20 protein-coding genes are annotated in these 21,649 nt (G+C 63.2%); 4 read left to right on the top strand and 16 right to left on the bottom strand.

Going from position 1 to position 21,649, the window contains the following annotated elements; genetic code table 11:
* From LPJGGPFB_RS27750 to LPJGGPFB_RS27695, 12 genes are all read right to left on the bottom strand, one after another.
* Positions 1-977 (bottom strand): sulfate/molybdate ABC transporter ATP-binding protein (locus tag LPJGGPFB_RS27750; RefSeq protein WP_173423155.1); only part of this gene is annotated, 977 nt, incomplete at its 3' end.
* Positions 978-992: 15 nt separating this feature from the next.
* Positions 993-1,865 (bottom strand): sulfate ABC transporter permease subunit CysW, encoded by an 873-nt coding sequence (cysW, locus tag LPJGGPFB_RS27745; RefSeq protein WP_173423154.1) that lies wholly within the window; start codon positions 1,863-1,865, stop codon positions 993-995.
* Positions 1,855-2,715, bottom strand: a complete 861-nt coding sequence (cysT, locus tag LPJGGPFB_RS27740) for a sulfate ABC transporter permease subunit CysT (RefSeq protein WP_234903105.1) — start codon at positions 2,713-2,715, stop codon at positions 1,855-1,857. Before cysT ends, cysW begins: the two co-directional genes overlap by 11 nt.
* 192 nt (positions 2,716-2,907) lie before the next feature.
* Positions 2,908-3,945, bottom strand: coding sequence for a sulfate ABC transporter substrate-binding protein (locus tag LPJGGPFB_RS27735; protein ID WP_412728350.1), 1,038 nt, complete (start codon positions 3,943-3,945; stop codon positions 2,908-2,910).
* Between the two features lie 307 nt (positions 3,946-4,252).
* Complete coding sequence (locus LPJGGPFB_RS27730) at positions 4,253-5,311, bottom strand: D-TA family PLP-dependent enzyme (protein WP_173423152.1); 1,059 nt, start codon at positions 5,309-5,311, stop codon at positions 4,253-4,255.
* A gap of 296 nt (positions 5,312-5,607) precedes the next feature.
* Positions 5,608-5,838, bottom strand: a complete 231-nt coding sequence (locus LPJGGPFB_RS27725; protein WP_173423151.1) for a hypothetical protein — start codon at positions 5,836-5,838, stop codon at positions 5,608-5,610.
* A gap of 34 nt (positions 5,839-5,872) precedes the next feature.
* On the bottom strand, positions 5,873-6,997 hold the full coding sequence (locus LPJGGPFB_RS27720; RefSeq protein ID WP_173423150.1) for an ABC transporter ATP-binding protein: 1,125 nt from the start codon (positions 6,995-6,997) through the stop codon (positions 5,873-5,875).
* Positions 6,994-7,929, bottom strand: a complete 936-nt coding sequence (locus LPJGGPFB_RS27715) for a PfkB family carbohydrate kinase (protein ID WP_173423149.1) — start codon at positions 7,927-7,929, stop codon at positions 6,994-6,996. Before LPJGGPFB_RS27715 ends, LPJGGPFB_RS27720 begins: the two co-directional genes overlap by 4 nt.
* Before the next feature lie 3 nt (positions 7,930-7,932).
* Positions 7,933-8,958, bottom strand: coding sequence for an SIS domain-containing protein (locus LPJGGPFB_RS27710; protein WP_173423148.1), 1,026 nt, complete (start codon positions 8,956-8,958; stop codon positions 7,933-7,935).
* Entirely contained in the window at positions 8,955-9,800 is an 846-nt protein-coding gene (locus LPJGGPFB_RS27705; RefSeq protein ID WP_173423147.1) for a carbohydrate ABC transporter permease, read from the bottom strand. Before LPJGGPFB_RS27705 ends, LPJGGPFB_RS27710 begins: the two co-directional genes overlap by 4 nt.
* Positions 9,800-10,681 (bottom strand): carbohydrate ABC transporter permease, encoded by an 882-nt coding sequence (locus LPJGGPFB_RS27700; protein WP_173423146.1) that lies wholly within the window; start codon positions 10,679-10,681, stop codon positions 9,800-9,802. Before LPJGGPFB_RS27700 ends, LPJGGPFB_RS27705 begins: the two co-directional genes overlap by 1 nt.
* Before the next feature lie 107 nt (positions 10,682-10,788).
* The gene (locus tag LPJGGPFB_RS27695; RefSeq protein WP_173423145.1) at positions 10,789-12,027 is read right to left on the bottom strand and encodes an extracellular solute-binding protein; all 1,239 of its coding nucleotides are present in this window, start codon (positions 12,025-12,027) and stop codon (positions 10,789-10,791) included.
* 231 nt (positions 12,028-12,258) lie between these two features.
* Between LPJGGPFB_RS27695 and LPJGGPFB_RS27690 the strand changes: the two genes are divergently transcribed.
* On the top strand, positions 12,259-13,488 hold the full coding sequence (locus LPJGGPFB_RS27690; RefSeq protein ID WP_173423144.1) for an ROK family transcriptional regulator: 1,230 nt from the start codon (positions 12,259-12,261) through the stop codon (positions 13,486-13,488).
* Between the two features lie 18 nt (positions 13,489-13,506).
* Here the strand turns inward: LPJGGPFB_RS27690 and LPJGGPFB_RS27685 are convergent, their stop codons facing one another.
* Complete coding sequence (locus tag LPJGGPFB_RS27685; RefSeq protein WP_173423143.1) at positions 13,507-14,427, bottom strand: LysR family transcriptional regulator; 921 nt, start codon at positions 14,425-14,427, stop codon at positions 13,507-13,509.
* Between the two features lie 125 nt (positions 14,428-14,552).
* Between LPJGGPFB_RS27685 and LPJGGPFB_RS27680 the strand changes: the two genes are divergently transcribed.
* The 3 genes from LPJGGPFB_RS27680 (at position 14,553) to LPJGGPFB_RS27670 (ending at position 16,856) form a co-directional block, all read left to right on the top strand.
* On the top strand, positions 14,553-15,428 hold the full coding sequence (locus LPJGGPFB_RS27680; RefSeq protein ID WP_173423142.1) for a pirin family protein: 876 nt from the start codon (positions 14,553-14,555) through the stop codon (positions 15,426-15,428).
* Positions 15,429-15,521: 93 nt separating this feature from the next.
* On the top strand, positions 15,522-16,148 hold the full coding sequence (gene ycaC / locus LPJGGPFB_RS27675; protein ID WP_173423141.1) for an isochorismate family cysteine hydrolase YcaC: 627 nt from the start codon (positions 15,522-15,524) through the stop codon (positions 16,146-16,148).
* 27 nt (positions 16,149-16,175) lie between these two features.
* Positions 16,176-16,856, top strand: coding sequence for an isochorismatase family protein (locus LPJGGPFB_RS27670; RefSeq protein WP_173423140.1), 681 nt, complete (start codon positions 16,176-16,178; stop codon positions 16,854-16,856).
* A 229-nt stretch (positions 16,857-17,085) separates the two neighbouring features.
* Here the strand turns inward: LPJGGPFB_RS27670 and LPJGGPFB_RS27665 are convergent, their stop codons facing one another.
* The 3 genes from LPJGGPFB_RS27665 to LPJGGPFB_RS27655 all read right to left on the bottom strand — a co-directional run bounded on the left by LPJGGPFB_RS27665 (position 17,086) and on the right by LPJGGPFB_RS27655 (position 21,607).
* Positions 17,086-18,345 (bottom strand): M20 family metallo-hydrolase, encoded by a 1,260-nt coding sequence (locus LPJGGPFB_RS27665; protein ID WP_173423139.1) that lies wholly within the window; start codon positions 18,343-18,345, stop codon positions 17,086-17,088.
* Complete coding sequence (locus tag LPJGGPFB_RS27660; protein ID WP_173423138.1) at positions 18,342-18,878, bottom strand: L-2-amino-thiazoline-4-carboxylic acid hydrolase; 537 nt, start codon at positions 18,876-18,878, stop codon at positions 18,342-18,344. The genes LPJGGPFB_RS27665 and LPJGGPFB_RS27660 overlap by 4 nt, the downstream gene beginning before the upstream one ends.
* Positions 18,879-19,111: 233 nt before the next feature.
* The gene (locus LPJGGPFB_RS27655) at positions 19,112-21,607 is read right to left on the bottom strand and encodes a spermine/spermidine synthase domain-containing protein (RefSeq protein WP_173423137.1); all 2,496 of its coding nucleotides are present in this window, start codon (positions 21,605-21,607) and stop codon (positions 19,112-19,114) included.
* Positions 21,608-21,649: the final 42 nt, after the last annotated feature.

The raw sequence follows: 21,649 nt of genomic DNA, 5'->3' as shown, positions 1-21,649 counted from the left end.
GTGCGTTCTGGCGGCAGTTCGATTTCGGCATGCGGGTGGTTACGGCCGAGGTCGAGTTCGAGATGGCGAGTGCCGGCAACACGGCGGCTGGCGGTGACGAGCCCGGCCAGACAGCCGCCGCAGCCATCGATCAGCTCGATGTCATGCGGGCGGAAGTAGAGCGTGGCCGGACCATCGGGCTCGGTCGGGGCTCTGAGGCCGATCGGCCGGTCCTCAAACCAGATCTCGCCGTTTTGAAGCGTGACGGACAAGGCATTCGACTGGCCGATGAAGCCGAAGACGAACGGCGAGACCGGATGGTCGTAGATCTCGTCGGGGGTGCCGACCTGTTCGATCGCGCCCTTGCTCATCACCACGACCCGGTCGGCGAGTTCCAGTGCCTCTTCCTGGTCATGGGTGACGAAGATGGTGGTGTGGCCGGTGCGGTCGTGGATCTCGCGCAGCCAGCGCCGGAGTTCTTTTCTGACCTGCGCATCGAGCGCGCCAAACGGTTCGTCGAGCAGAAGCACATTGGGTTCGACCGCCATGGCGCGGGCGAGCGCTACGCGCTGGCGCTGGCCGCCCGACAGCTGCGCCGGATAGCGCTTCTCAAGGCCGGAGAGCTGGACGAGATCGAGCAGGTCGAGGGCTCGGCTGCGGATCTCGGCCGCCGGCGGCCGGCGATTGGATGGCCGCACCTTGAGGCCGAAGGAGACATTGTCGAGCACCGTCATATGCCGGAACAGGGCATAGTGCTGGAAGACGAAGCCGATGTTGCGCTGCTGCACGGTCTTTTGCGAGGCATCGTCGTCGCCGAAGAAGATCGTGCCGTCGGTCGGGCTTTCAAGACCGGCCACCAGCCTGAGCAGCGTCGTCTTGCCCGAGCCGGAGGGGCCGAGCAGCGCGATCAGCTCGCCCGAGCGGATGTCGAGCGAGACGTTGTCGAGCGCCGGAAAGCGGCCGAATTCCTTGCGTATGTTCTGAACGCGGACTTCCATGACGATCCGGACCTTTCAATGCCTGCGGCTGGCGGCGATCTCGGCGCTGTAGCGAAGCTCGAGCGCCGTTTTCAAGACGAGGGTGACCAGCGCCAGCAGCGCCAGCAACGTCGCAACCGCAAAGGCGGCGACGAAGTTATATTCATTATAGAGGATTTCCACCTGCAACGGCATGGTGTTGGTCTGGCCGCGAATATGGCCCGACACCACCGACACCGCGCCGAACTCGCCCATGGCACGGGCGTTGCATAAAAGCACGCCGTAAAGCAGACCCCATTTGATGTTGGGCAGCGTCACATGCCAGAAGGTCTGCCAGCCCGATGCGCCCAGAGACAGGGCCGCCTCCTCGTCGCTGGTGCCCTGTTCCTGCATCAAGGGGATCAGTTCGCGGGCGACGAAGGGGAAGGTGACGAAGACGGTCGCCAGCACCAGCCCCGGCACTGCAAACAGGATCTGGATGCCGTGGCTCTGCAGCCAGGGGCCGATGAGACTGTGCGAGCCGAACAGCAGCACGAAGACCAGGCCGGAGATAACCGGCGAGACCGAGAACGGCAGGTCGATCAGCGTCGTCAAAAAGGCCTTGCCCTTGAACTCGAACTTGGCGATCGCCCAGGCGGCGGCAACCCCGAAGACGAGATTGAGCGGCACGGCGATGGCAGCAACGATCAGCGTCAGCCGGATGGCGGAAAAGGTCTCGGCATCGCCGAGCGCCGAGAAGAACTCGGCCGGCCCCTTGCGCAGCGCCTCGGTAAAGACGGCGGCGAGCGGCAGAAGCAGGAACAGGCCGACGAAGGCGAGCGCTGCAACGATCAGGCTGAGGCGCGCAAAGCGGCTTTCCGAGGTGGCGGCACGCACGTGCTGGGAGGCGATGGCGGCATCAGGCGACATAGACATATCTCCGCCGGCTCCAGGCCTGGATCGAGTTGATGATAAGCAGCATGGCAAAGGAGATGATCAGCATCACCGCGGCAATGGCGGTGGCGGCGGGATAGTTGAACTCTTCCAGCCGGATGACGATCAGGAGCGGCGCGATCTCGGAGACATAGGGCAGGTTGCCGGCGATGAAGATCACCGAGCCGTATTCGCCGACGCCGCGGGCAAAGGCGAGCGCAAAGCCGGTGAGGCCTGCCGGCAGCAAGCCCGGCAACAGCACCCGGCTGATTGTCTGGAAGCGGCTGGCGCCAAGGGTGGCGGCTGCCTCCTCCACTTCCTTGTCGATCTCTTCCATGATCGGCTGCACGGTGCGGACGACGAAGGGCAGGCCGACGAAGATCAAGGCGACGACGATGCCGGCCGGGGTAAAGGCGATCTTGATGCCGAGCGGGGCCAAGAGCGAGCCGATCCAGCCATTGGGAGCGTAAAGTGTGGCCAGCGCAATGCCGGCGACCGCCGTCGGCAGCGCGAACGGCAGGTCGACCATGGCGTCGATCACCCTTTTGCCGGGGAAACGATAGCGCACCAGCACCCAGGCGAGGATGACGCCGAACACCAGATTGACGATGGCTGCGACAAAGGCCGTGCCGAAGCTGATCTTCAGCGCGTTCAACGTCCGGGTATCGAGCGCCAGCGTCATGAACTGCGACCAGCCAAGGCTGCTCGAACGCCAGATCAATCCCGACAGCGGGATGAGAATGATCAGCACCAGCCAGAAAAGCGTGACGCCGAGCGCCAGACCGAACCCGGGAAGCACACTCGGTTGGCGAAACCGCCGGCGGCTCTTGTGGCCATGCTCTCTCAAATCCAGCTCACCTCTTCCATGCGCCTCAGGAAAACCCAGGCGCTCCCATTATCAAATCCAGCTCACCTCTTCCATGCGCCTCAGGAAAACCCAGGCGCTCCCATTATACCCGCAATCCCCATGCGGGCCTGACAAAACAATCGGCCGGATCGGATGGTCCGGCCGATTGCATCATTGCTTCAACAGGGTCGATTATTGGCCCGGCTTGTAGATCTGGTCGAACACGCCACCGTCGCCGAAGTACTTCGGTTGCGCTTCCTTCCAGCCACCAAAGTCCTCGATCGTCACGAGCTTGAGATCACCGAACCGCGCGACGTCCTTGGGGTCGGCAGCAGCCGGCTTGAACGGACGGTAGTAGTGCTTGGCTGCGATCTTCTGGCCGGCATCGCTGTAGAGGTAACCGAGATAGGCCTCGGCGACCTTGCGCGTGCCCTTGGCATCGACGTTACCGTCGACAAGTGCCACCGGCGGCTCGGCCTTGATCGAGATCGACGGCGTGACGATATCGAAATTATCGGGGCCCAGCTCCTCCAGCGAAAGATAGGCTTCGTTTTCCCAGGCGAGCAGAACGTCGCCAAGGCCACGCTGCACGAATGTCGTGGTCGAGCCACGCGCACCGGTGTCGAGCACCGGCACATGCTTGAACAGCTCGGTGACGAATTCCTGTGCCTTGCCATCGTCGCCGCCATTTGCAGCGCGGGCATAGGCCCAGGCCGCCAGGAAGTTCCAGCGGGCGCCGCCCGAGGTCTTCGGGTTCGGCGTGATCACCTGGATGTCAGGCTTGACCAGATCGCCCCAGTCCTTGATGCCTTTCGGGTTGCCCTTGCGCACCAGGAAGACGATCGTCGACGTATAGGGTGCGCTGTTGTTTTCGAACTTGGTCTTCCAGTCCGCCGGGATCTTTCCGGTTTCCTTGGCGATCGCGTCGATATCGGCCTCAAGTGCGAGGGTCACGACATCGGCCTGCAGACCGTCGATCACGGAGCGAGCCTGTTTGCCCGAACCGCCATGCGACGTCTGGATCGTCACCGTTTCACCGGTGTCCGCCTTCCACTTTTCAGCGAAAGCGACGTTGAAGTCCTTATAAAGTTCACGTGTCGGGTCATAGGACACGTTCAGGATCGTCGTGTCGGCAAAAGCCACACTTGCAGCACCAAGCTGCAGGCCTCCGACTACAATTGCCAGTCCCACAATTCCGGTAATTCGTCCAAAGCCCATCTCGACCTCCATCGGTTACCAGATAAAACTATCAATTTAATCGACTGCAACAACGCAAACTGATGATGCTGGAAGTGGCCATCGGGAAATGTCCTATCGTTATTTAGCATTTTTTAGGAACAGTTTGCCCAACGCCCATCCGGCCCGCCAATCTTCCCTGTTTGGAGAGCCGGCGGGAGGATAGCATGGCGCTTTCTCAGGCGTGCATCAAAATTGCGGCTTCGAAGACGCGACTGGCTCGAACATGGTCCGGAAGTCGCGACTTGAGCGTTGCCGATGTCATTCGGGCGGTCTTTGCGCGCCGGTTGATGCGAGGCGGTTAGAGTACGTGGCCGCGCGCGACGATCGGCCAGACGGCCTTGGGCTCGTCGCCTTCGACAATATGCACGGCGTCGACCATGTTGGTGACGACGCAGGCATGGTTCGGGACGATCCGCAACTGCTCTCCGACCGTGAGCCGGATCGGACCGTCGCTTACCAGCCGGCCGTGTTCTTCAGAAAGCTGGTCGATACGGATGTCGTCGCGGCCAAGCACATGGCCATAGCCCGTCAGGCCCAGGAGGTCGGCGGTCAGCACCTTGCTGCCGGCATCGATGATCGCGCGGTGTTCCGAGGGCACCGAGACGACAGTTGCGAGCACGGTGAGGGCACAGTCGTCCCAGGTGGCGACCCCGCGCGAAACGAGGGAGCGGTCGTTGTAGATGTAGGTGCCGGGCCGGTATTCGGTCGCGACCGGCGCGCCGGCGGCATGCATCATGCTGGGTGTGCCGCCTGATGTGATTGAGGGCACGGCGATGCCTTCGGCCTCGATCAGGCGCTTGGCCTCGCTCATGTAGGCCTGGACTTTCACCTCGCCGGCAATCGGCGGATAGGTCATCAAGCCCGCGAATTCTATACCTGCGGCGTCATTGATCCGCTTTGCCAGACGCGCGGCTTCGGCCGGTGATGGCACCCCGCACCGGTCAGCGCCGGTGTTGCATTCGACAAACACCCGGAGCGGCTTGTCCTTGGCCGAGAAATGCGAGGACAGACCATCGATGACGGTTTCGTTGTCGGCGACGACGGCAAGCGCAATGCGATTGTTGAGGCCTTCGAGGCGATTGAGCTTGGGCTCGCCCAGGATGTTGTAGGTAATAAGCACGTCGGTGATCCGCTCACTGCCGTCCACCATCGCCTCGGCTTCGGTCACCTTCTGGCAGGTGATGCCAACCGCGCCGGCGTCCAGCTGCAGCTCGGCCATCTGTGGCAACTTGTGCGTCTTGATATGCGGGCGGACGCGGATGCCGTGCGCATCCGCATAGGCCTGGAACGTGCGGATGTTCCGCTTGGCAATCTCGATATCCACCAGCACGGCGGGGGTTTCGATCGGCACGGGCATCGCTCATCAAATCCTTCTGTCGGGCGCTACATAAGACGAAGCTACATCATTCGCCCTTGACAAGTTATGACCGTCGGCATTCCAGGCGTCAATCCATTATTCAGGATTTAAATCTATTATAATGGAATATAAGTGGAGGGCAAAAAATGGCGAGATGCAGGTGATCAGGGGGCTGGCGGAGGACGGCGAGAGCGTGCTGCTTGCCACGCACGAGATAGTTTACGCTAAGAGATTTCGTCCCGGCTGATCTTCATGAACCGGTGGGCGTGTCGGCGAAGAGCATCCACCGCCTTTTGCTAAGCGCCGGTCCTGGCAGGGGAGGCCGCCGATGTCGGCCCGACTTCGCCGATCGCCCGGAAGGTTCGACGCGCGCCTTTCGTCGACAGGCGTTCAAATGCAGCCTCCAATGCTGCAATCCGGCCCGTGGTCTCGGAAATGCGGGCGAATTCGGCCGCGATCTCGGGTTGGTCGTCCACGCTGGACGCGGTGTAGTCGATAACAGAAAAGAAATGGCTGAGTGGCTTCATCGCAGTCCTCACATCGTAACGCCAGGGCCCCGGACTATGCACAGGCCGCTGTTTCACGCAGGTTGCTCCCGGCGTCACAGGCGAGCAGCGATCGACCGGTTTCCGGGTCGAACAGATGCAAGGCGCCTTCGTCGAAGGCAAAGGACCGCTCGGTGTCGATTGCAAGCTGCGTGCGCGGCGGCAGGCAAGCGGTGATCCGCTCGCCGCCGATGCGCGCCGTGGCCACCAGTTCCGGGCCGGTCAGTTCGACCACGTCCACGCGGGCGGTCAGCCGCAGTGCATTTGCCTCGTCGGTTGCCAGCCGCAGAGCCTCCGGGCGGATGCCGACCTTGACCCGTTGGCCAGTATGCACTCTGCCGTGGAAGCGTGCCGGCAGGGCGATCGGCTCGTCGCCGCCCTGCACCCGCAAGCCGCCGTCAGAGACCGCGGCCTCGAAAATGTTCATCGGCGGCGAGCCGACGAAGCCGGCGACATAGAGGGTGGCCGGGCGGTCATAGATCTCTTCCGGCGTACCGAGCTGTTCGATGCGGCCGTCGCGCATGACGGCGATGCGGGTGGCCAGTGTCATCGCCTCGATCTGGTCGTGGGTGACATAGACCACGGTCGTCTTCAGCAACTGGTGCAGTCGCTTCAGCTCCGTGCGCATCTCCATGCGCAGCTTGGCGTCGAGGTTAGACAGCGGTTCGTCGAAAAGGAACACCTGCGGATTGCGCACCAGCGCCCGACCGATGGCGACGCGTTGGCGTTGACCGCCGGAGAGCTGGCTTGGCTTGCGCTGAAGCAGGTTTTCGATCTGCAGCAGTTTTGCGGTCTCAGTGACGGCCTTTTCCCGATCGGCCGCCGGAACTTTGCGCATTTCGAGGCCGAAGCCGATGTTGCGGGCGACGCTCATGTTCGGGTAGAGCGCGTAGGATTGGAACACCATGGCGATGTCGCGATCCTTGGGGTGTACCCCGACGATCGAGCGGGTGCCGATACGGATGTCGCCACCGGTCGGCTCGGCAAGGCCGGCGATGATGTTGAGCAGGGTCGACTTGCCGCAGCCCGACGAGCCGAGCAGCACTAGGAATTCGCCGCTTTCCAGCGCAATGTCGATGCCTTTCAGCGTCTCGACTTCGCCGTAGCGCTTGTGAATGTTGCGGATCTCAAGCGCGCTCATGCGGTCGTCTCCTGAAGAAAGGCGGATAAGGGGTTTCCATAAGCGCGCGGCAGCGTCGAGATCGCCTCGGAAGCTATGGTGACGCCGGTGCGAAGGCAGTCCTTGAGCGGCATACCGGCGGCAAGGGCTGCAAGAAAGCCGGCGTTGAACACGTCGCCTGCGCCGATCGTGTCGATCACTTTGACCGAGGGCGCGGCGACCGAGACGATGTCTCCGGTCGAGCCAAGCGCCAATGCCCCGTTTGGCCCGCGCTTGACGACGACGATCGCGTCTTCGGGCATATGTGTCTTCAGTGCGCGGGCGGCGTCCGCTGGATCGGCAATGCCGGTCAGCGTCGTCGTCTCGACCTCGTTGAAGAGCGCAAGCCGGCAGCGTTTCAGCCAGCCGATCGTCGCGGCACAGTTTGTGTCCGTCCAGCCGTCGAGCGGCCAGCCGGTGTCGAGCGCGACGGCGATATCGTGCGCCTCGGCCCAGTCGAAGACATCGTCATAGGCAGCGGTCAGCGCATCGGTCAGGAACGAACCGGCAAGCAGCGCAAGGCCGCCACGCAGGCGCTCGCCATCGAGCATGGCGCGGACTTCGTCGAAACTGAAGAGCGGCAGGTGCCCGCGGGTGGTGAAAAAGGTGCGTTCGCCGTCCGGATGGGTGATGCCGACCGACAGGGTCGTACCGACGTTTTCGACCGGCCAGCCGCTGGCGCGCTCGGCAAAGGCGTCCTTTAGCCAGGTGCCGAACTGGTCGTTGCCGATGTTTGCGGCAATCGCATAGTCGACGCCGAGCGAATCCCAAGCAAGCGCGCTGTTGCCGGCACAGCCGCCGACGCGCAGTTCGTCATGGTCGACGATGATTTCTGTACCCGCCTTCGGCCAGGGAGCGGCCGGCCCGAGGATGAGATCGACGTTGACGTTGCCGATGACGACAAGAGGACGCATGCTTCATTCACTCCGGGTAATCTTGGTCGACCGCACCGGCGTTCCGGCGTCAGTGACGCGTGCCTGCGCAAAGGCGATCATGAAGGATTGCGCCACCGGCAGCATCGCAAAGATCGCTGCCATGCCGGCGGCCTTTTCGAAGGAAAGCGTGGTCACGCCGGGGATCGGTGTCTCGCCGGAGGCATCGAAGACGATGACCGGCGCGCCGGCTTCTGCTGCCGAAACCGCCATGGCGCTGACGAGGCCGGCAGTTGCATCCGCGGCGCGAAACAGGACGACGCCGACTGACGGGCCGAGCATCTCCATCGGCCCGTGCCGCAGTTGCCCGCCTTCGAGCGAGAAGCAGGGCAGTCGCGACAACTCGGTCAGGCCGAGGCCGATTGCTTCGGCCAATCCCTGAAGTTGGCGGCCTGACGTCACGACGGCGCGGACGCCGGCAAGGGCTGCGAGCGCCGCTGCCGCGTCGGGCGCTTGCGGCGCTTCGATTGCCTGCAAGGCTGCGGCAGCGTCGTCGCCGAGGGCGGCCAGGACTGAAAGGTGCAAAGCAAAGCTGATCGTCAGACTGCGTGTCGCAGCGAATGCCTTTTCCGTGCCGCCGACGCCGACCAGGGAGGGCGCGCTGCGGGCCAGGAACGAGCTGCCTTCAAGGGTCAGGCCGAAGGTGTCGCTCGTGGCTCCGTTCGTTTCCGCAAACCAGCGCAATACCTCCGCACTTTCCCCCGACTGCGAGGTGACGAGGATCGTCTTGCCCTCAATCGCCAGCGGCTGTCCCAATTGCTCGGACAACGGCAGTGCGATCGCATCAATGCCGTGCGCACGGTAGAGCGGTTCGAGCGCGCGGCCGACGGCATGCGAGCCGCCCATGCCGAGCAACAACAGCTTGCCGGTCGATTTGAGCGATGCGGCGATCCTGCCGGCAAGCGCCTCGGCGGCATGGAACGATGCGACCGCGTCAGCGGCCTGGCGTGCCATTTCAAGATCGATTGCAATGAGCCCGGCTGGGCGGTTGGTTGTATCGCTCATGGTCATCCCTTGACGCCGCCGCTGGTGAGCCCTGAGATCAAGGCTTTCTGCATGACGAGACCGATCAGCACCGGGGGCAGGGCGGCAAGCACGCCGGCTGTTGCGATCAGTCCGTAGTCGGAAACACGGCCGCCGGCGAGATCGGCGATGGCGACCGTGAGCGTCTTGGCGCGCAGGTCCGATGTGAACAGCAGCGCGTAGAAGAATTCGTCCCAGGCAAGCAGGAAGGCAAAGAGCGCCGATGTTGCCATGACGGGGGCTGCGAGCGGCAGGGTGATGATCCTCAGGATCTGGTCGAGCCGTGCGCCGTCGATCATCGCAGCGCTCTCGATTTCCTTCGGGATGGCATCGAAGCCGGATTTCAGCAGCCAGGTGGTAAACGGTGCAAGGATGGTGAGATAGACGAGCGCCAGACCGAAGACCGAGTTCAAAAGGCCGAGAGTGGCAAGCCCCATATAGAGCGGCACGGCCAGCGCCACCGGCGGCAGCATGTAGGTGGCAATCACCGCGTAGAGCGACCAGGAGACCGCAGGCGTCCGCGACACGGCCCAGGCCGAGGGAATGGCAACGGCAATGGCGGCAAGCGTCGCCATGCCGGCAACCTTCAGGCTGTTGAGGAGCGAGGCGACGAAGGCCGCACCCGCGCTGTTTTCGAGCGTGCTCAGCAGCACGCCGTAGCGCGACAGGTCGATCTCATCGGGCCACCAGTTGAGCGGCTTTGCTGAGAGGTCGGCGGCAGACGAGATGCTCATGATGAAGAGCCATAGGACGGGCGCAAGGATGACGGCCGCCAGCAAAAGGGCCGAGGCGTAGATGAAGGCGGTAAAGAGCGGGGCCTGGCGTTCCATCAGGTGGCTCCTGCAGCTTTGCGCACGAGGGCGGCATAAGCGACCGCGAGCACCGTGACCAGGAGGGTGACGATCAGTGCGAGGGAGGCGCCGGATCCCGCGCGCTGAAACGAGAAGGCTTCCTGATAGACGAGGATCGACAGCGTGCGCGTGCTATTGGCCGGACCGCCGCGCGTCATCACCCAGACAAGGTCGAACACCTTGAAGGCCTCGATCGTGCGCAGCACCAGTGCCACCAGCAGCGGACCTGCGAGATAGGGCATGATGACATAGCGGAAGCGGTTTATCGGCCCGGCGCCATCGACGAGCGAGGCGGCCGTGATGTCGCGCGGCACGCCCTGAAGGGCGGCAAGCGCGATCAGGGCGACAAGCGGAAAGTTCTTCCAGCAATCGGCGACGATGAGCGCGGTCAGCGCCGACCCGGGCTCCCCGAGCCAGGAACGATAGCTGTCGATCAGTCCGATCTGGGTCAGGGCGGCGTTCAATGCACCATATTCCGGGTTGTAGATCAGCCGCCATAGAGTGGCATTGACGACGGTCGGCAGCGCCCAGGGCAGGATCATCAAGGCGCGCAGCGCCGTGCGGCCGCGAAATTGCTGATTGAGCAACAGAGCCGCCAGCACGCCGATCACCATTTCGGCCGTTACCGAGATCACCGCGAACCAGGTGGTGGTGACCAGGGCGCGCTGGAAATTTGAGCCGCCGAGCACCTTGGCATAGTTGTCGATGCCGACGAATGTGCCTTCGGTGCCGACGAGCTTCGCGTCGGTGAATGAAAGCCTGACAGTGTCGAGCAGCGGCCAGCCGATGACGGCGATCATGACTATGAGCAGCGGCAGCATCAAAAGCCACGCGCGCGTCGTTATCCAGGTACCGGACATGGGTTGGAAACCTTTTCGGCCATCTTGGCCATGATGCTATTGCCGAACAAATCGTCCCGGCAAGTCCCGGGCGGCAGAGCCACCCGGGAAGTCGAAGACCGAAGGGGTCAGAGGCCGCTGTTTTCGGCGGCGGTCTTCAGCGCATCCTCGGCGGAGGCCTGGCCAAGCAGCGCTTCCTGGATCGCCTGTTGCAGGGCTGTCGAAAGCTCCTGGTACTTCGGCGTCGTCGGGCGCGGATACATGGCGGCAAGGCCGAGCTTCGCAGCGGCGATCAGCTCTTCCTGGCCCTTGGTGACGTTGGCGTCTTCATAGGAGGACGCCCAGATCGGCAGGCTCAGCTTCGCATAGGCATTCTGCGTCGGCTGCGAGGTCATATGGACGATGTACTTCCACGCTTCGTCCGGATGCTTGCTGGTCGAGGTGATGCCAAGGCCCATCGAGCCGTTGACGGCCGAAACCTCGCTCTTGCCCGCGACACCCGGTGCCGGCACGACGCCGACCTTGCCGGCGACCTTGCTTTCCTTGGGGTCGTTGGCGAGGTTATACATGTAGGTCCAGTTGAGCGCGAAGGCGGCTTCACCGTTCTGGAAGACCTTGCGAACGTCTTCTTCCAGGAACTCCTTCGAGTTCGGATTGGTGAGCCCCGAAGAATAGCTCGTCACCATGTAGTTGAGCGCGTCGAGACCGCCACCCGACGTGAAGGCAGGTTTGCCGCCGTCGATGAACTTGCCGCCATAGGCGCTGACGAGCGTGGTGTAGTCGCAGATCGCGGCCTCGGCCTGCGACCAGCTCCAGGCGATCGGCGTTGCGGCCAGTCCCTTGTCCTTGATGATCTTGGCCTGTTCGGTCAGTTCGTCCCAGGTCCTCGGCGGCGCCTTGATGCCGGCCTTCTCAAGGATTTCCTTGTTGTAGAACAGGTATTTGGTGTCGAGGATCCACGGCATGCCGTAGCGCTTGGCGTCATATTCGACCGTCGTCCAGGCGCCCGGCAGGACGCCGGATTTCATCTCGTCGGTGATGCGGTCGGAGACATCGACCAGCACCTTGTTGGAGGCGTATTCGGCCGGCCAGATTACGTCGAAGAGCACGACGTCATAGCCGCCGCCAGAGCCCTGCGCCAGCACGGTCTTGTCGTGCAGGCCCTCGTAGGGGGCGAATTCAAGATTGACCTTCACATCCGGATTGGCCTTGGTGAAGGCCTCGGTCATGGCGCGCACGTCGGCTTCGCTATAGGCCGCCTGCGCCATGAACAGCGCATTGAGCGTGGTTTCGGCATAGGCGTGGCCGGCAAAGGACAAGCCGAGCAAGGTTGCGCTGAGCAACGTGGTTTTAATGGATTTCAACATTCCTGCCTCCAATAACTGAGCGTTTCAGTTTGCCGGCACACCTCCCCGGTGAGCCGGATATGAGAAATCCGCCCGCTTGCGGGCGGCCGTCGACATATCTATCGGAGCGCTGGTGACGACCTCTGGTCGTAGCCTTCGTTCCCCCGGAGCTCTTTGCGGCTCCCAATTAAGTCAATTGTCTTGACTTATTTCTTGTTCAATATTCTAACGGTGTCAAGTGGGGTTTTCGGGATGAATGATTTGCGACCGATCCGGGCAAAGAGCGGCACCAACCAGGAAGGGACGAGCGCCCACAACCGGCGCGTCATGATCGACGCATTGCGGCTGAACGGGCAACTATCCCGCGCCGACCTTGCCCGTGCGACCGCGCTGACGAAGCAGACGGTTTCCAACATCATCGAGGATCTGGAATGCGACGGGCTGGTCCAGTCGCTGACAGCGGTCCGCAATGGCCGGGGACAGCCGTCGACGCCCTATCGCCTGGTTGCCGAGGGCGCCTTTGCCATCGGCCTGCAGATCGACCGGCACGTCACGCGCACCATCGCGGTGGATCTCGAGGGTACCGTTCTGGCGCGCGCAGAGGCCAACCTTCCGGCGGGCGGGCCGGCGACCGGTGTCAAGACCATTCTCGATCTCATCGAAAAGACCCGGCGTGATCTGGCGTCGGTCGCGCCGCAATCGGAGCAACGCCTTGTCGGACTTGGTGCGGCGATGCCGGGTCCGTTCGGGGTTGAGGCGGACGGCGACGATCCCTGGATGATGGCGGCCTGGCAGAATTACCCGCTGCTTGAAACGCTTGCCGCCGGCACCTGCCTCGATGTTGCCTTGCAGAACGATTCGGCGGCGGCCGCCACGGCCGAGCGTCTGGTCGGCGCAGCGCACGGTGTCGATCACGCCATCTGTATCTATCTCGGCTACGGTCTTGGCGCCGGGCTGATCCTCAACGGCGAGCTTTATCGGGGCGCCAACGGCAACGGCGGCGAGATCGGCATGATCCTCAGCCGGCCGCGGGGGGCTGCCGAGCATGAGCGCACACCGCTCGAATACCGCGCCTCGATTGCGTCTCTCTGCAAGCTGCTCGAGTTCGATCCCGCCGACCCGGAGCTCTATGCCCGCATCGATGCGGCCGTCGCAGGCGGGGATATCCGGTTGCCAGGTTGGCTGGATGCGGCCGTCTACGAATTGCGCGCGGCGGTGCAGGCGCTGGAAACCATCTTCGATCCACAGACCGTGATCCTGTGCGGCGGGCTGCCGCCGGGCTTGGCGCAGTTGATCACCAATGCGATGCAACCACTTCTTCCATCGCTCGCCGATCGTCGCGACCGCCGACTGCCGCGGCTGCAAGTCGGATTCACCGATCCCTGGGCAGTCGCCATCGGCGCTGCCGCCGAGCCGATCAGCCGTACCTTCGATCCGCGCTTTTCGGCGATCCTGAAGACGCGCACGGTCGACGCTTCCTGATACAGGACTGCTGCGGCATCACGTTCTGGGTTCGTCCAGACGCGCAAGCTCGGCATATTCGACGGCAAGAAAGTCGAGCAGGGCCCTGACCGAGGGGAGCAGCCCACGCCGGGACGGAAAGGCGGCATGAATGATGCCGGCCCGGGGCGCCCACTGCGGCAGCACGTCGACCAGCGTTCCATCCTTCAGATCCTGCCTGACGACCATGGTCGGCAATTGTGTGACACCGACGCCTTTCAGTGCGGCGAGGCGCAGGGCCACCATGTCTTCGGTGACAAGCCGCGGGTTGTGGCGCACGATGGCGCTGGCGCCATCGGGTCCGTCCAGGCACCACTCATGCTCCTGCCGGTTTGAATTCCATGCCAGGCTCGGAAGGGTGGCGAGATCGGCGGGCGTCAAGGGCCGTGCGTCGGGACGGAGCAGCCGGGGGCTGGCGACCAGGCGCTGCGCGCTCTCGGCCAGTCGCTTGATCACCAGATCGCTCTCTTCCAGCGGCGGGAAGCGGACGCGGATGGCAATGTCTATGCCTTCCCGCAGCACATCCACCTGCCTGTTGGTGCTCTCCAGCACCACCTCGACCTTCGGGCAGCCGGCCATGAAGCGGGCGATCATCTCGCCGACCTGGAAATAGAGCACTGAGGAGGGGCAACTGACATGAACGACGCCCTGTGGCTCGGAACGCGTGCGGTCGATCACCTCTTGCGCCGCTTCGGCTTCCACCAGCATGGCGACGCAGTGGCGGTAGTATTCCTTGCCGATATCCGTAACGACGAAGTGGCGCGTCGAGCGCTGGACGAGACGGACGCCGAGCCGCTCTTCCAGCAGTCCGATGCGACGGCTGAGCCGCGAGCGCGGCATATCGAGCTTGCGGGCTGCCGCCGCAAAGCCGTTCTGCTCGACGACATCGACGAAAAGTTTAAGATCGTTCAAGTCCTGCATGGTGAATTATTGTCCTGTCTTTAGGACACTGTAGCCCGTTTTAGCTGCCTACCGCCAGATTTGTCACAAGAATATGTTCCTCCCAACGCCATCGCTTGTCACGCGGTGCACAAGGAGAAACAGACATGCGCAAGATACTCGGCATCTTCGGAAACGCCCGATCGCACTGGGTCGGCGATGGCTTTCCTGTGCGCTCGCTTTTGTCCCATGACAGCGTCGGCGAGCATGCAAGCCCGTTCCTGCTGCTTGACTATGCAGGCCCGGCGGAGTTTGCGCCGGCAACGCACCGTCGCGGCGTCGGCGTGCACCCGCATCGAGGCTTCGAAACGGTGACCGTCGTCTACCGTGGCGAAGTGGATCACCGCGACTCTGCCGGCAATGGTGGCCATATCGGCCCGGGCGACGTGCAATGGATGACAGCAGCTGGCGGTATCATGCATGAAGAATACCACTCCGACGCTTTCACCAGGCAGGGCGGCACTCTGGAAATGGTTCAGCTCTGGGTCAACATCCCGGCGCGGGCCAAGTCCGCAAGGCCGCGATACCAAACCCTGCTCAACGCTGACATTCCCGCAGTGACGCTGCCGGAAGGTGCCGGCACGCTCAGGGTGATCGCCGGTACGTTCGACGGTCGCAACGGACCGGCGCAGACGTTTACGCCGATCAATCTCTGGGATCTTCGCCTCAATCAGGGCGGTTCGCTGGCCCTTGAGCTGCCTCAAGGCCATTCGGTCGGGCTGGCGGTGTTGCGCGGAACCGTGCTCGTCAATTGCAGCGACCTGATCGGCGAAGCCCAGTTCGGCCTCATGAGCCGTGAAGGCGGCGCCATCACACTCGACGCGAGCTCCGATGCGACGGTGCTTGTCCTGAGTGCTGAGCCGATCGACGAGCCGGTGGTCATGCATGGGCCGTTCGTGATGAACACCGCCGACGAAATCCGCCAGGCCTTCGCCGACTTCCAGAACGGCCGCTTCGGCGCCGTCCCCGAACCGGCACTTTGAGCTCTCGGGTGCTCGGAACCCCGCGCCGAGCGCATGACGGCCGATCGACGGCCCGAGCACGCGGACATGACGGAAGATGAAGGAGCCTTCACCATGGCAAAAACATACAAGCGTCTCGACAAGGATCAGGCTGCGGTCCTGCTTGTTGACCACCAGGCGGGCCTGCTCTCGCTGGTCAGGGATATCGACCCGGACAAGTTCAAGAACAATGTTCTGGCGCTCGCCGATCTCGCGAAATACTTCAAGCTGCCGACGATTCTGACGACCAGTTTCGAGGACGGGCCGAACGGTCCGATCGTGCCGGAGCTGAAGGAAATGTTTCCCGATGCTCCCTTCATTCCGCGCCCCGGCCAAATCAATGCCTGGGACAATGAAGACTTCGTCAAGGCGATCAGGGCCACTGGCAAGAAGCAACTGATCATTGCCGGCGTCGTCACCGAGGTTTGCGTCGCATTCCCGGCGCTGTCCGCTATCGAGGAAGGCTTCGATGTTTTCGTCGTGACCGATGCCTCCGGCACGTTCAACGACATCACCCGCCATTCTGCCTGGGATCGCATGTCGCAGGCCGGCGCCCAGCTGATGACCTGGTTCGGTGTCGCCTGCGAACTGCACCGCGATTGGCGCAACGACGTCGAGGGGCTTGGAACGCTGTTCTCGAACCATATCCCCGACTACCGCAACCTGATCAACAGCTACACCACCACCAAGGCTTCCCGCTAACCGCGGGCCACCCTAGGAGAAAAGCCCATGACGAATGTCGCAAACTTCAACGGCGCCCGCCCGGTCATCGACCCGGACGATGCGGTCATGCTTCTGATCGACCATCAGAGCGGCCTGTTCCAGACCGTCAACGACATGCCGATGCCGAAGCTTCGCGCTCATGCGGCAGCGCTCGCCAGCATGGCGACGCTGGCGAAAATGCCTGTGATCACCACGGCGTCGGTGCCGCAAGGCCCGAACGGCCCGCTGATCCCGGAAATCCACGCCAATGCGCCGCATGCGAGATATGTCGCCCGTCGCGGCGAGATCAACGCCTGGGACAACCCGGACTTCGTTGCGGCCGTCAAGGCGACCGCCCGCAAGACGCTGATCATTGCCGGCACGATCACTAGCGTCTGCATGGCGTTCCCGGCGATCAGCGCCGCGCACGAGGGCTACAAGGTTTTCGCCGTCGTCGATGCGTCCGGCACCTATTCGAAGATGGCACAGGAGATCACCCTTGCCCGCGTCGTCCAGGCGGGTGTTATCCCGATGGACACGGCTGCTGTCGCCTCCGAACTGCAGCGCACCTGGCACCGCGACGACGCGCAGCAATGGGCCGAGATCTACACCAAGATCTTCCCGGAATATCAGCTGCTGATCGAAAGCTATCTGAAGGCGCAGCAAGTCGAGAAGGATAACGAGCAACTGGACTCGGCCCGCGGCTGAGCCGGCATGTGGCGCAAGGCGTGGTGGCTATGGGATAAAGCATTTCCAGGAAAAGTGCGGAGCGGTTTTCCGTCAGGAAATGCGTAAGAACAGAGACATAGAGCGTTTCTGTGTTTCCGTCTAAATCGGAAACGCTCTAGCGGCCTGCGTAACACCAAGCGCTGAGAGCGCGGAAACGAGCATTGAAACCAACGTCGCCGGCGGAACATACCGCCGGCGACGCTTTTCGTTATTTCAGATCGATCTGTAGCACCGTCTGCAGCAGCACGTCGGCACCGCGGGCGCATTCCTCTGGCGAGGAATACTCCGCTTCGTTGTGCGACAGCCCGTCCTTCGAGGGCACGAAGATCATGGCGGTCGGGCACCTGCCGGCGATATGGGCGGCATCGTGACCGGCGCCGGAGACGACCTCGGTTGCGGAGTAACCGAGTGCGGCTGCGCTGGCACGCACGGCATCGACAATGCCGGGATCGAACACGACCGGTTGCTTCGACCAGATGTGACTGAGGGCGATCCTGGCGTTGATCGCCCCGATCGCCTGCTCAAGCGCGGCCTGCATCTGGTCTAGCCCTGCTTTGGAGGGGTGGCGCATGTCGATCTGCAACTGCACCGAGCCCGGCACGACATTGCGCGAATTGGGGCCGACTGCGGCAAACCCTGTGGTGCCGACGCCGGGTGCGTGACGGCGCGCGATATCGCGCACGGCCAGCACGATCTCGGAGGCTGCGACCAGCGCGTCGTCACGTTGCGCCATCGGTGTGCTGCCGGCATGGGCTTCCGTCCCGCTGATCGTCACATCGAACCAGCGCACGCCTTGGACGCCGGTGACGATACCGATCTCGGTCGCTGCCGCTTCCAGGAGCGGGCCTTGCTCGATGTGGAGCTCTACATAGGCGGCAAAGCCGACATGACCGACAGCGGTTTCACCGCGATAGCCGATGGTTTCGAGCGCCGCCAAAACCGTCTTTCCATCGCGGTCGATCACAGCCTCGATTGCTTCCAGGCGCGATGCGCCGGAAAAGACGCCGGAACCCATCATCGCCGGCGAGAAGCGCGAGCCTTCCTCGTTCGTCCAGTTGACGACGGTCAGGTCGTGCCGCGGCACGGTCGCTGTCTCCTTCAGCGTGCGGATCAGCTCCACCCCTGCGAGCACGCCGAGGATCCCGTCGAACCTGCCGCCCTGCGGCTGGGTATCGAGGTGACTTCCAACGGCGATCGGCGGCAGTGACGGGTCTTCGCCGGGATAGGTGGCGAAGATATTGCCGATCCGGTCGACTTCGATCGTGCAGCCAAGGGAGCGGCATTCGGCGATAAACCAGTTGCGGACTTGCCGGTCTTCCTCCGTCAGTGTCAGCCGGGTCACGCCGCCCTTGTCGGTGCCGCCGAAGCCCGCCGTGGCAACGATATCGGCCCATAGCCGGTCGCCGTTGATCGCAGGCATGTTGGTGCCGGTAGCCAGGGGTTTGCGCGCTTGCCCCGTGGCGGTCATTTCTCTTCTCCCGCCGCTTCAGCATTCAGGCGGTAGCGGAAGTCGCAATGGGACGCGCCTTGCATCACTGTCTGCGTGCGCTCCAGCGTGATGCGCGGATCGTAGCCGGTGCAAAAAACGCCGTCACGGTTGCAGGAAAGCAGGTGTCCGATATGGCCGAGCCCCATCTCGCGATAGGTCTCCGCGTATCGACAGCGCTTGACGTTGTAGTGGAACTCGTCGTCGGTCGCCTTCGTCACCTCGATCGTCAACGCATCGTCCTGCGTCCAGAGATCCTGCAGCTCCTGGAACGTCCGTAGATTGGTGCCGCCGGGGGTCTTGGCCGCAAACGCCTTGCCGGCCTCGATGGCGGCGCGGCTGACAGCCTTGTCGAGGATCGACTGGGCGCGTTCCTCGCCGATCTCTTCGCGCATCGCCTCATAGATCGGTGCAATGATGCCGGCCTCTATGCGCCGCCGCGCCAGAATGCCCAGCTCACCTTCCATCGCCGCCCGCGATGTCGCGGCGGCTGCTGAATTGTCCTGGTCCGTCATGAGATTTCCTGCCTCCCTGCCCAACAGATGGTTGGATTGAATGGCGACAGGATACACCGTGATCGTAGATGCCGGGTTGCAATCAGGTGCCATTCATAAGGGCCGTTGCGCAAATATTTCGCGCCAGGCTGCCTTTACGGCGGAATTATTCTTGGTCGGCTGCGGTTGTCCGCGCGGCTTGAGCGGGTCGCTCGGAAGACAGAGCGGGACGTCAACGACAGCAATCAACTCCGTTACCGCGGACTGCTTGGAACGAACCACCTGTAATACGGGTTGGCCGGTTCGACCCGCATCAGCACCTCCATGTCGCGCGCCCATTCCGCGCGATAGCCGGCATAGGCATTGAGAGAGGCCTGATAGAAAAGCAGAAGCCTGTTGTGCGCTTCGGCAATCGCCGTTTTCGTTGCGGGGTCGGCCGCAAGGAGCGGAAGCTCGGTTCTGAGAGCGATCAGCGACGGAAGCGTGCGCTGCAACTCGTCGGGCCGCACCCATCCCGCATATTCGATGCGCGGCTGATCGTCCGTCACCGGAAGGGCGCTGCCTGCGTAGCGTTCAAGTCCCGAGCGATCCATCATCCAGGTCGCCAGCAGATCGGCCGGGCTGGAAATGCCGACCTCGCCAAGTGCTGAGGCAATTGGGCGCTCCTTCATCCGGTCGGCAATTCGCGTGGCATCGAGTTCCTGCGGCTGGAGCGACCCGACCAGCAGCATCTCGTGCAGCTCGGTCGACCAGAGCGTGACTTCAGGGAAAGTGTCGAGGAAGCTTCTGACGAGGGAGCGGGTGTCCTCGTCATTCTGGGTGGCGATAGGTAGCCATTGCGCCACCATGCCGTTCTCGGCCAGACGCGCGCGCGCCAGACGGTAGAAGTCGGACGAATAGAGATTGACGACGCCGGCTGCGGACGGCGGCGGTGGCTCCAAAGTGATGAGGTCGTAGCGCTCCTCGCTACGCAGCAGTTCGCGCCGTCCGTCGCGCAGGCGGATCTCCAGCCGCGTATCTCCGGCAGCGCCAAGGTTGCCCGCAAACAGAGCAGACGCGCGGGCGACCGAAGGCAAGAGTTCGGCTGCCACGCGGCGTTCCAGACCGGGATAGGCCAGCAGCGATCCGGCGGTGATGCCGGTTCCAAGACCGATTACCAGCGCTGACTTCGGTTCGCCCTTGTGGATGAGGAGCGGCAACAAGGCCTGTAGCCGCATGTAGCGCAGCGACGGCATGGCATCGCCGGTATTGGAGACACCCTGGATATAGAGCCGCCGGAAGCGGCGGTCGGCTTGCCCCTGCTCGATGACCGCGACGGTGGCGCCGAGGCCTTCTTCGTAGGAAACGATCGTGCCGTCGCCGCGTGATTTCGTCAGCAGAGCGGCGAGCCTGTCCGGCGGCACGAAGATGGCGAGCAAGAGAGTGAGGGCACCGAGCACCGGCACGGCAAGTCGAGGGCCGGCACGCAGGCTGCTCTTACCTCTGCTAATCGCAACAAGGCCGATCGCCGCGGCAATGACCGCCAGGATGGCAAAGCTGCGGATGATACCGAGCGTCGGGATCAGCAGAAAACCGGTGGCAAGCGTTCCGGCGATACCGCCGAGCGTATTGAAGGCGAGCACACGGCCGGTATCGCGCCCGATATGGGCAGGGTTGACGGAAAGGCGCAACGCCACCGGAAAAGCGGCGCCGAGGATCAGTGTCGGCACGAAAACGATGGCAAGTGCGGCCACGACGAAGCGGACGCTCATGCCGGCAAATATGCTGCCTGTGACGGCTGCAACCGCCGCTTCGGCGTTTGTCTGCCAAACCGTGAGCCACGTGCCGAGCACGGCCAACTCAAAAAGTGCGACGAGGCCCGCCGCGGTAATGAGCAGGCCGAATGTGGTCCAGGGATCGGCAAGCCGATCGGTTCGGCGTGCAAACAGCGCTGCACCGAGCGCGAGGCCGGCCAGATAGGTGGCAAGCACGACCGAGAAGGCGAAGGAGCGGGTCGAGATGAATTGCACGATTGCCTGCGACCAGGCGACCTCGTAGCCGAGCGCCACGCCGCCGGCGAGCGCGTAGAGAGCAAGGGCGAGGCGCGAGCCGCCCTCGCCAGTGGAGGATGCCGGCAATGCCGCCGGTGCAGCGATCGCGGACACCGCGCTGCGAGAGAGCGCGAGCGCTGCGGCGGAAAGCCCGAGAGCGGCCGCGGCAAGGCCGGTTGCCTGCACCCCGAGCGCTGGAACGATAACGAAGGAGACCGCAAGGCAGCCGGTGATGGCGCCAAGTGTGTTGGCCGCGTAGAGACGCCCACCCTTGGCTCCAACCCCGCCGGGCGCTGTTTCGAGGGCGCGAAGGAGGACGGGAAGCGTTCCGCCCATCAGAAAAGCCGGTGCGGCAACAATCAGGATCAGCATTGTCCACGCGACAACGGGCAGGTTCGTCTCGATCGAGACGAAGAGTGGGGCGATCCGCGAAAGCCCAAAAGTAACCCCAACGCCGAGCAGGGCGACGCCGATTTCAAGCAGGGCATAGACGCGCAAGGGACGGGTGGCGCGATCACCGAAACGTCCGAGAATAAAGCTGCCAAGGGCAAGGCCGAGAAAGAAGGCGCTGACGCCGGCGCTCACCGCATGGATGTCGACACCGGTGACGAGCGAGAGCTGCTTGATCCAGAGAACCTGAAAGATCAGCGCGGCCGCACCGGACAAAAAGAGCATGAAGCCGGCCATGGCGGGGCTGAAGGCATAGGCCCGGTGCTGCATACTCTGTCTCTCGTTGGACCCGTCGACATCGACCGGGCACAC

Source organism: Ensifer adhaerens (genome assembly GCF_013283195.1).
GTDB classification, from domain to species: domain Bacteria; phylum Pseudomonadota; class Alphaproteobacteria; order Rhizobiales; family Rhizobiaceae; genus Ensifer; species Ensifer adhaerens_G.
Note: the sequence above shows the minus strand (reverse complement) of the source record. Positions and strands in the feature narration are given on the sequence as shown.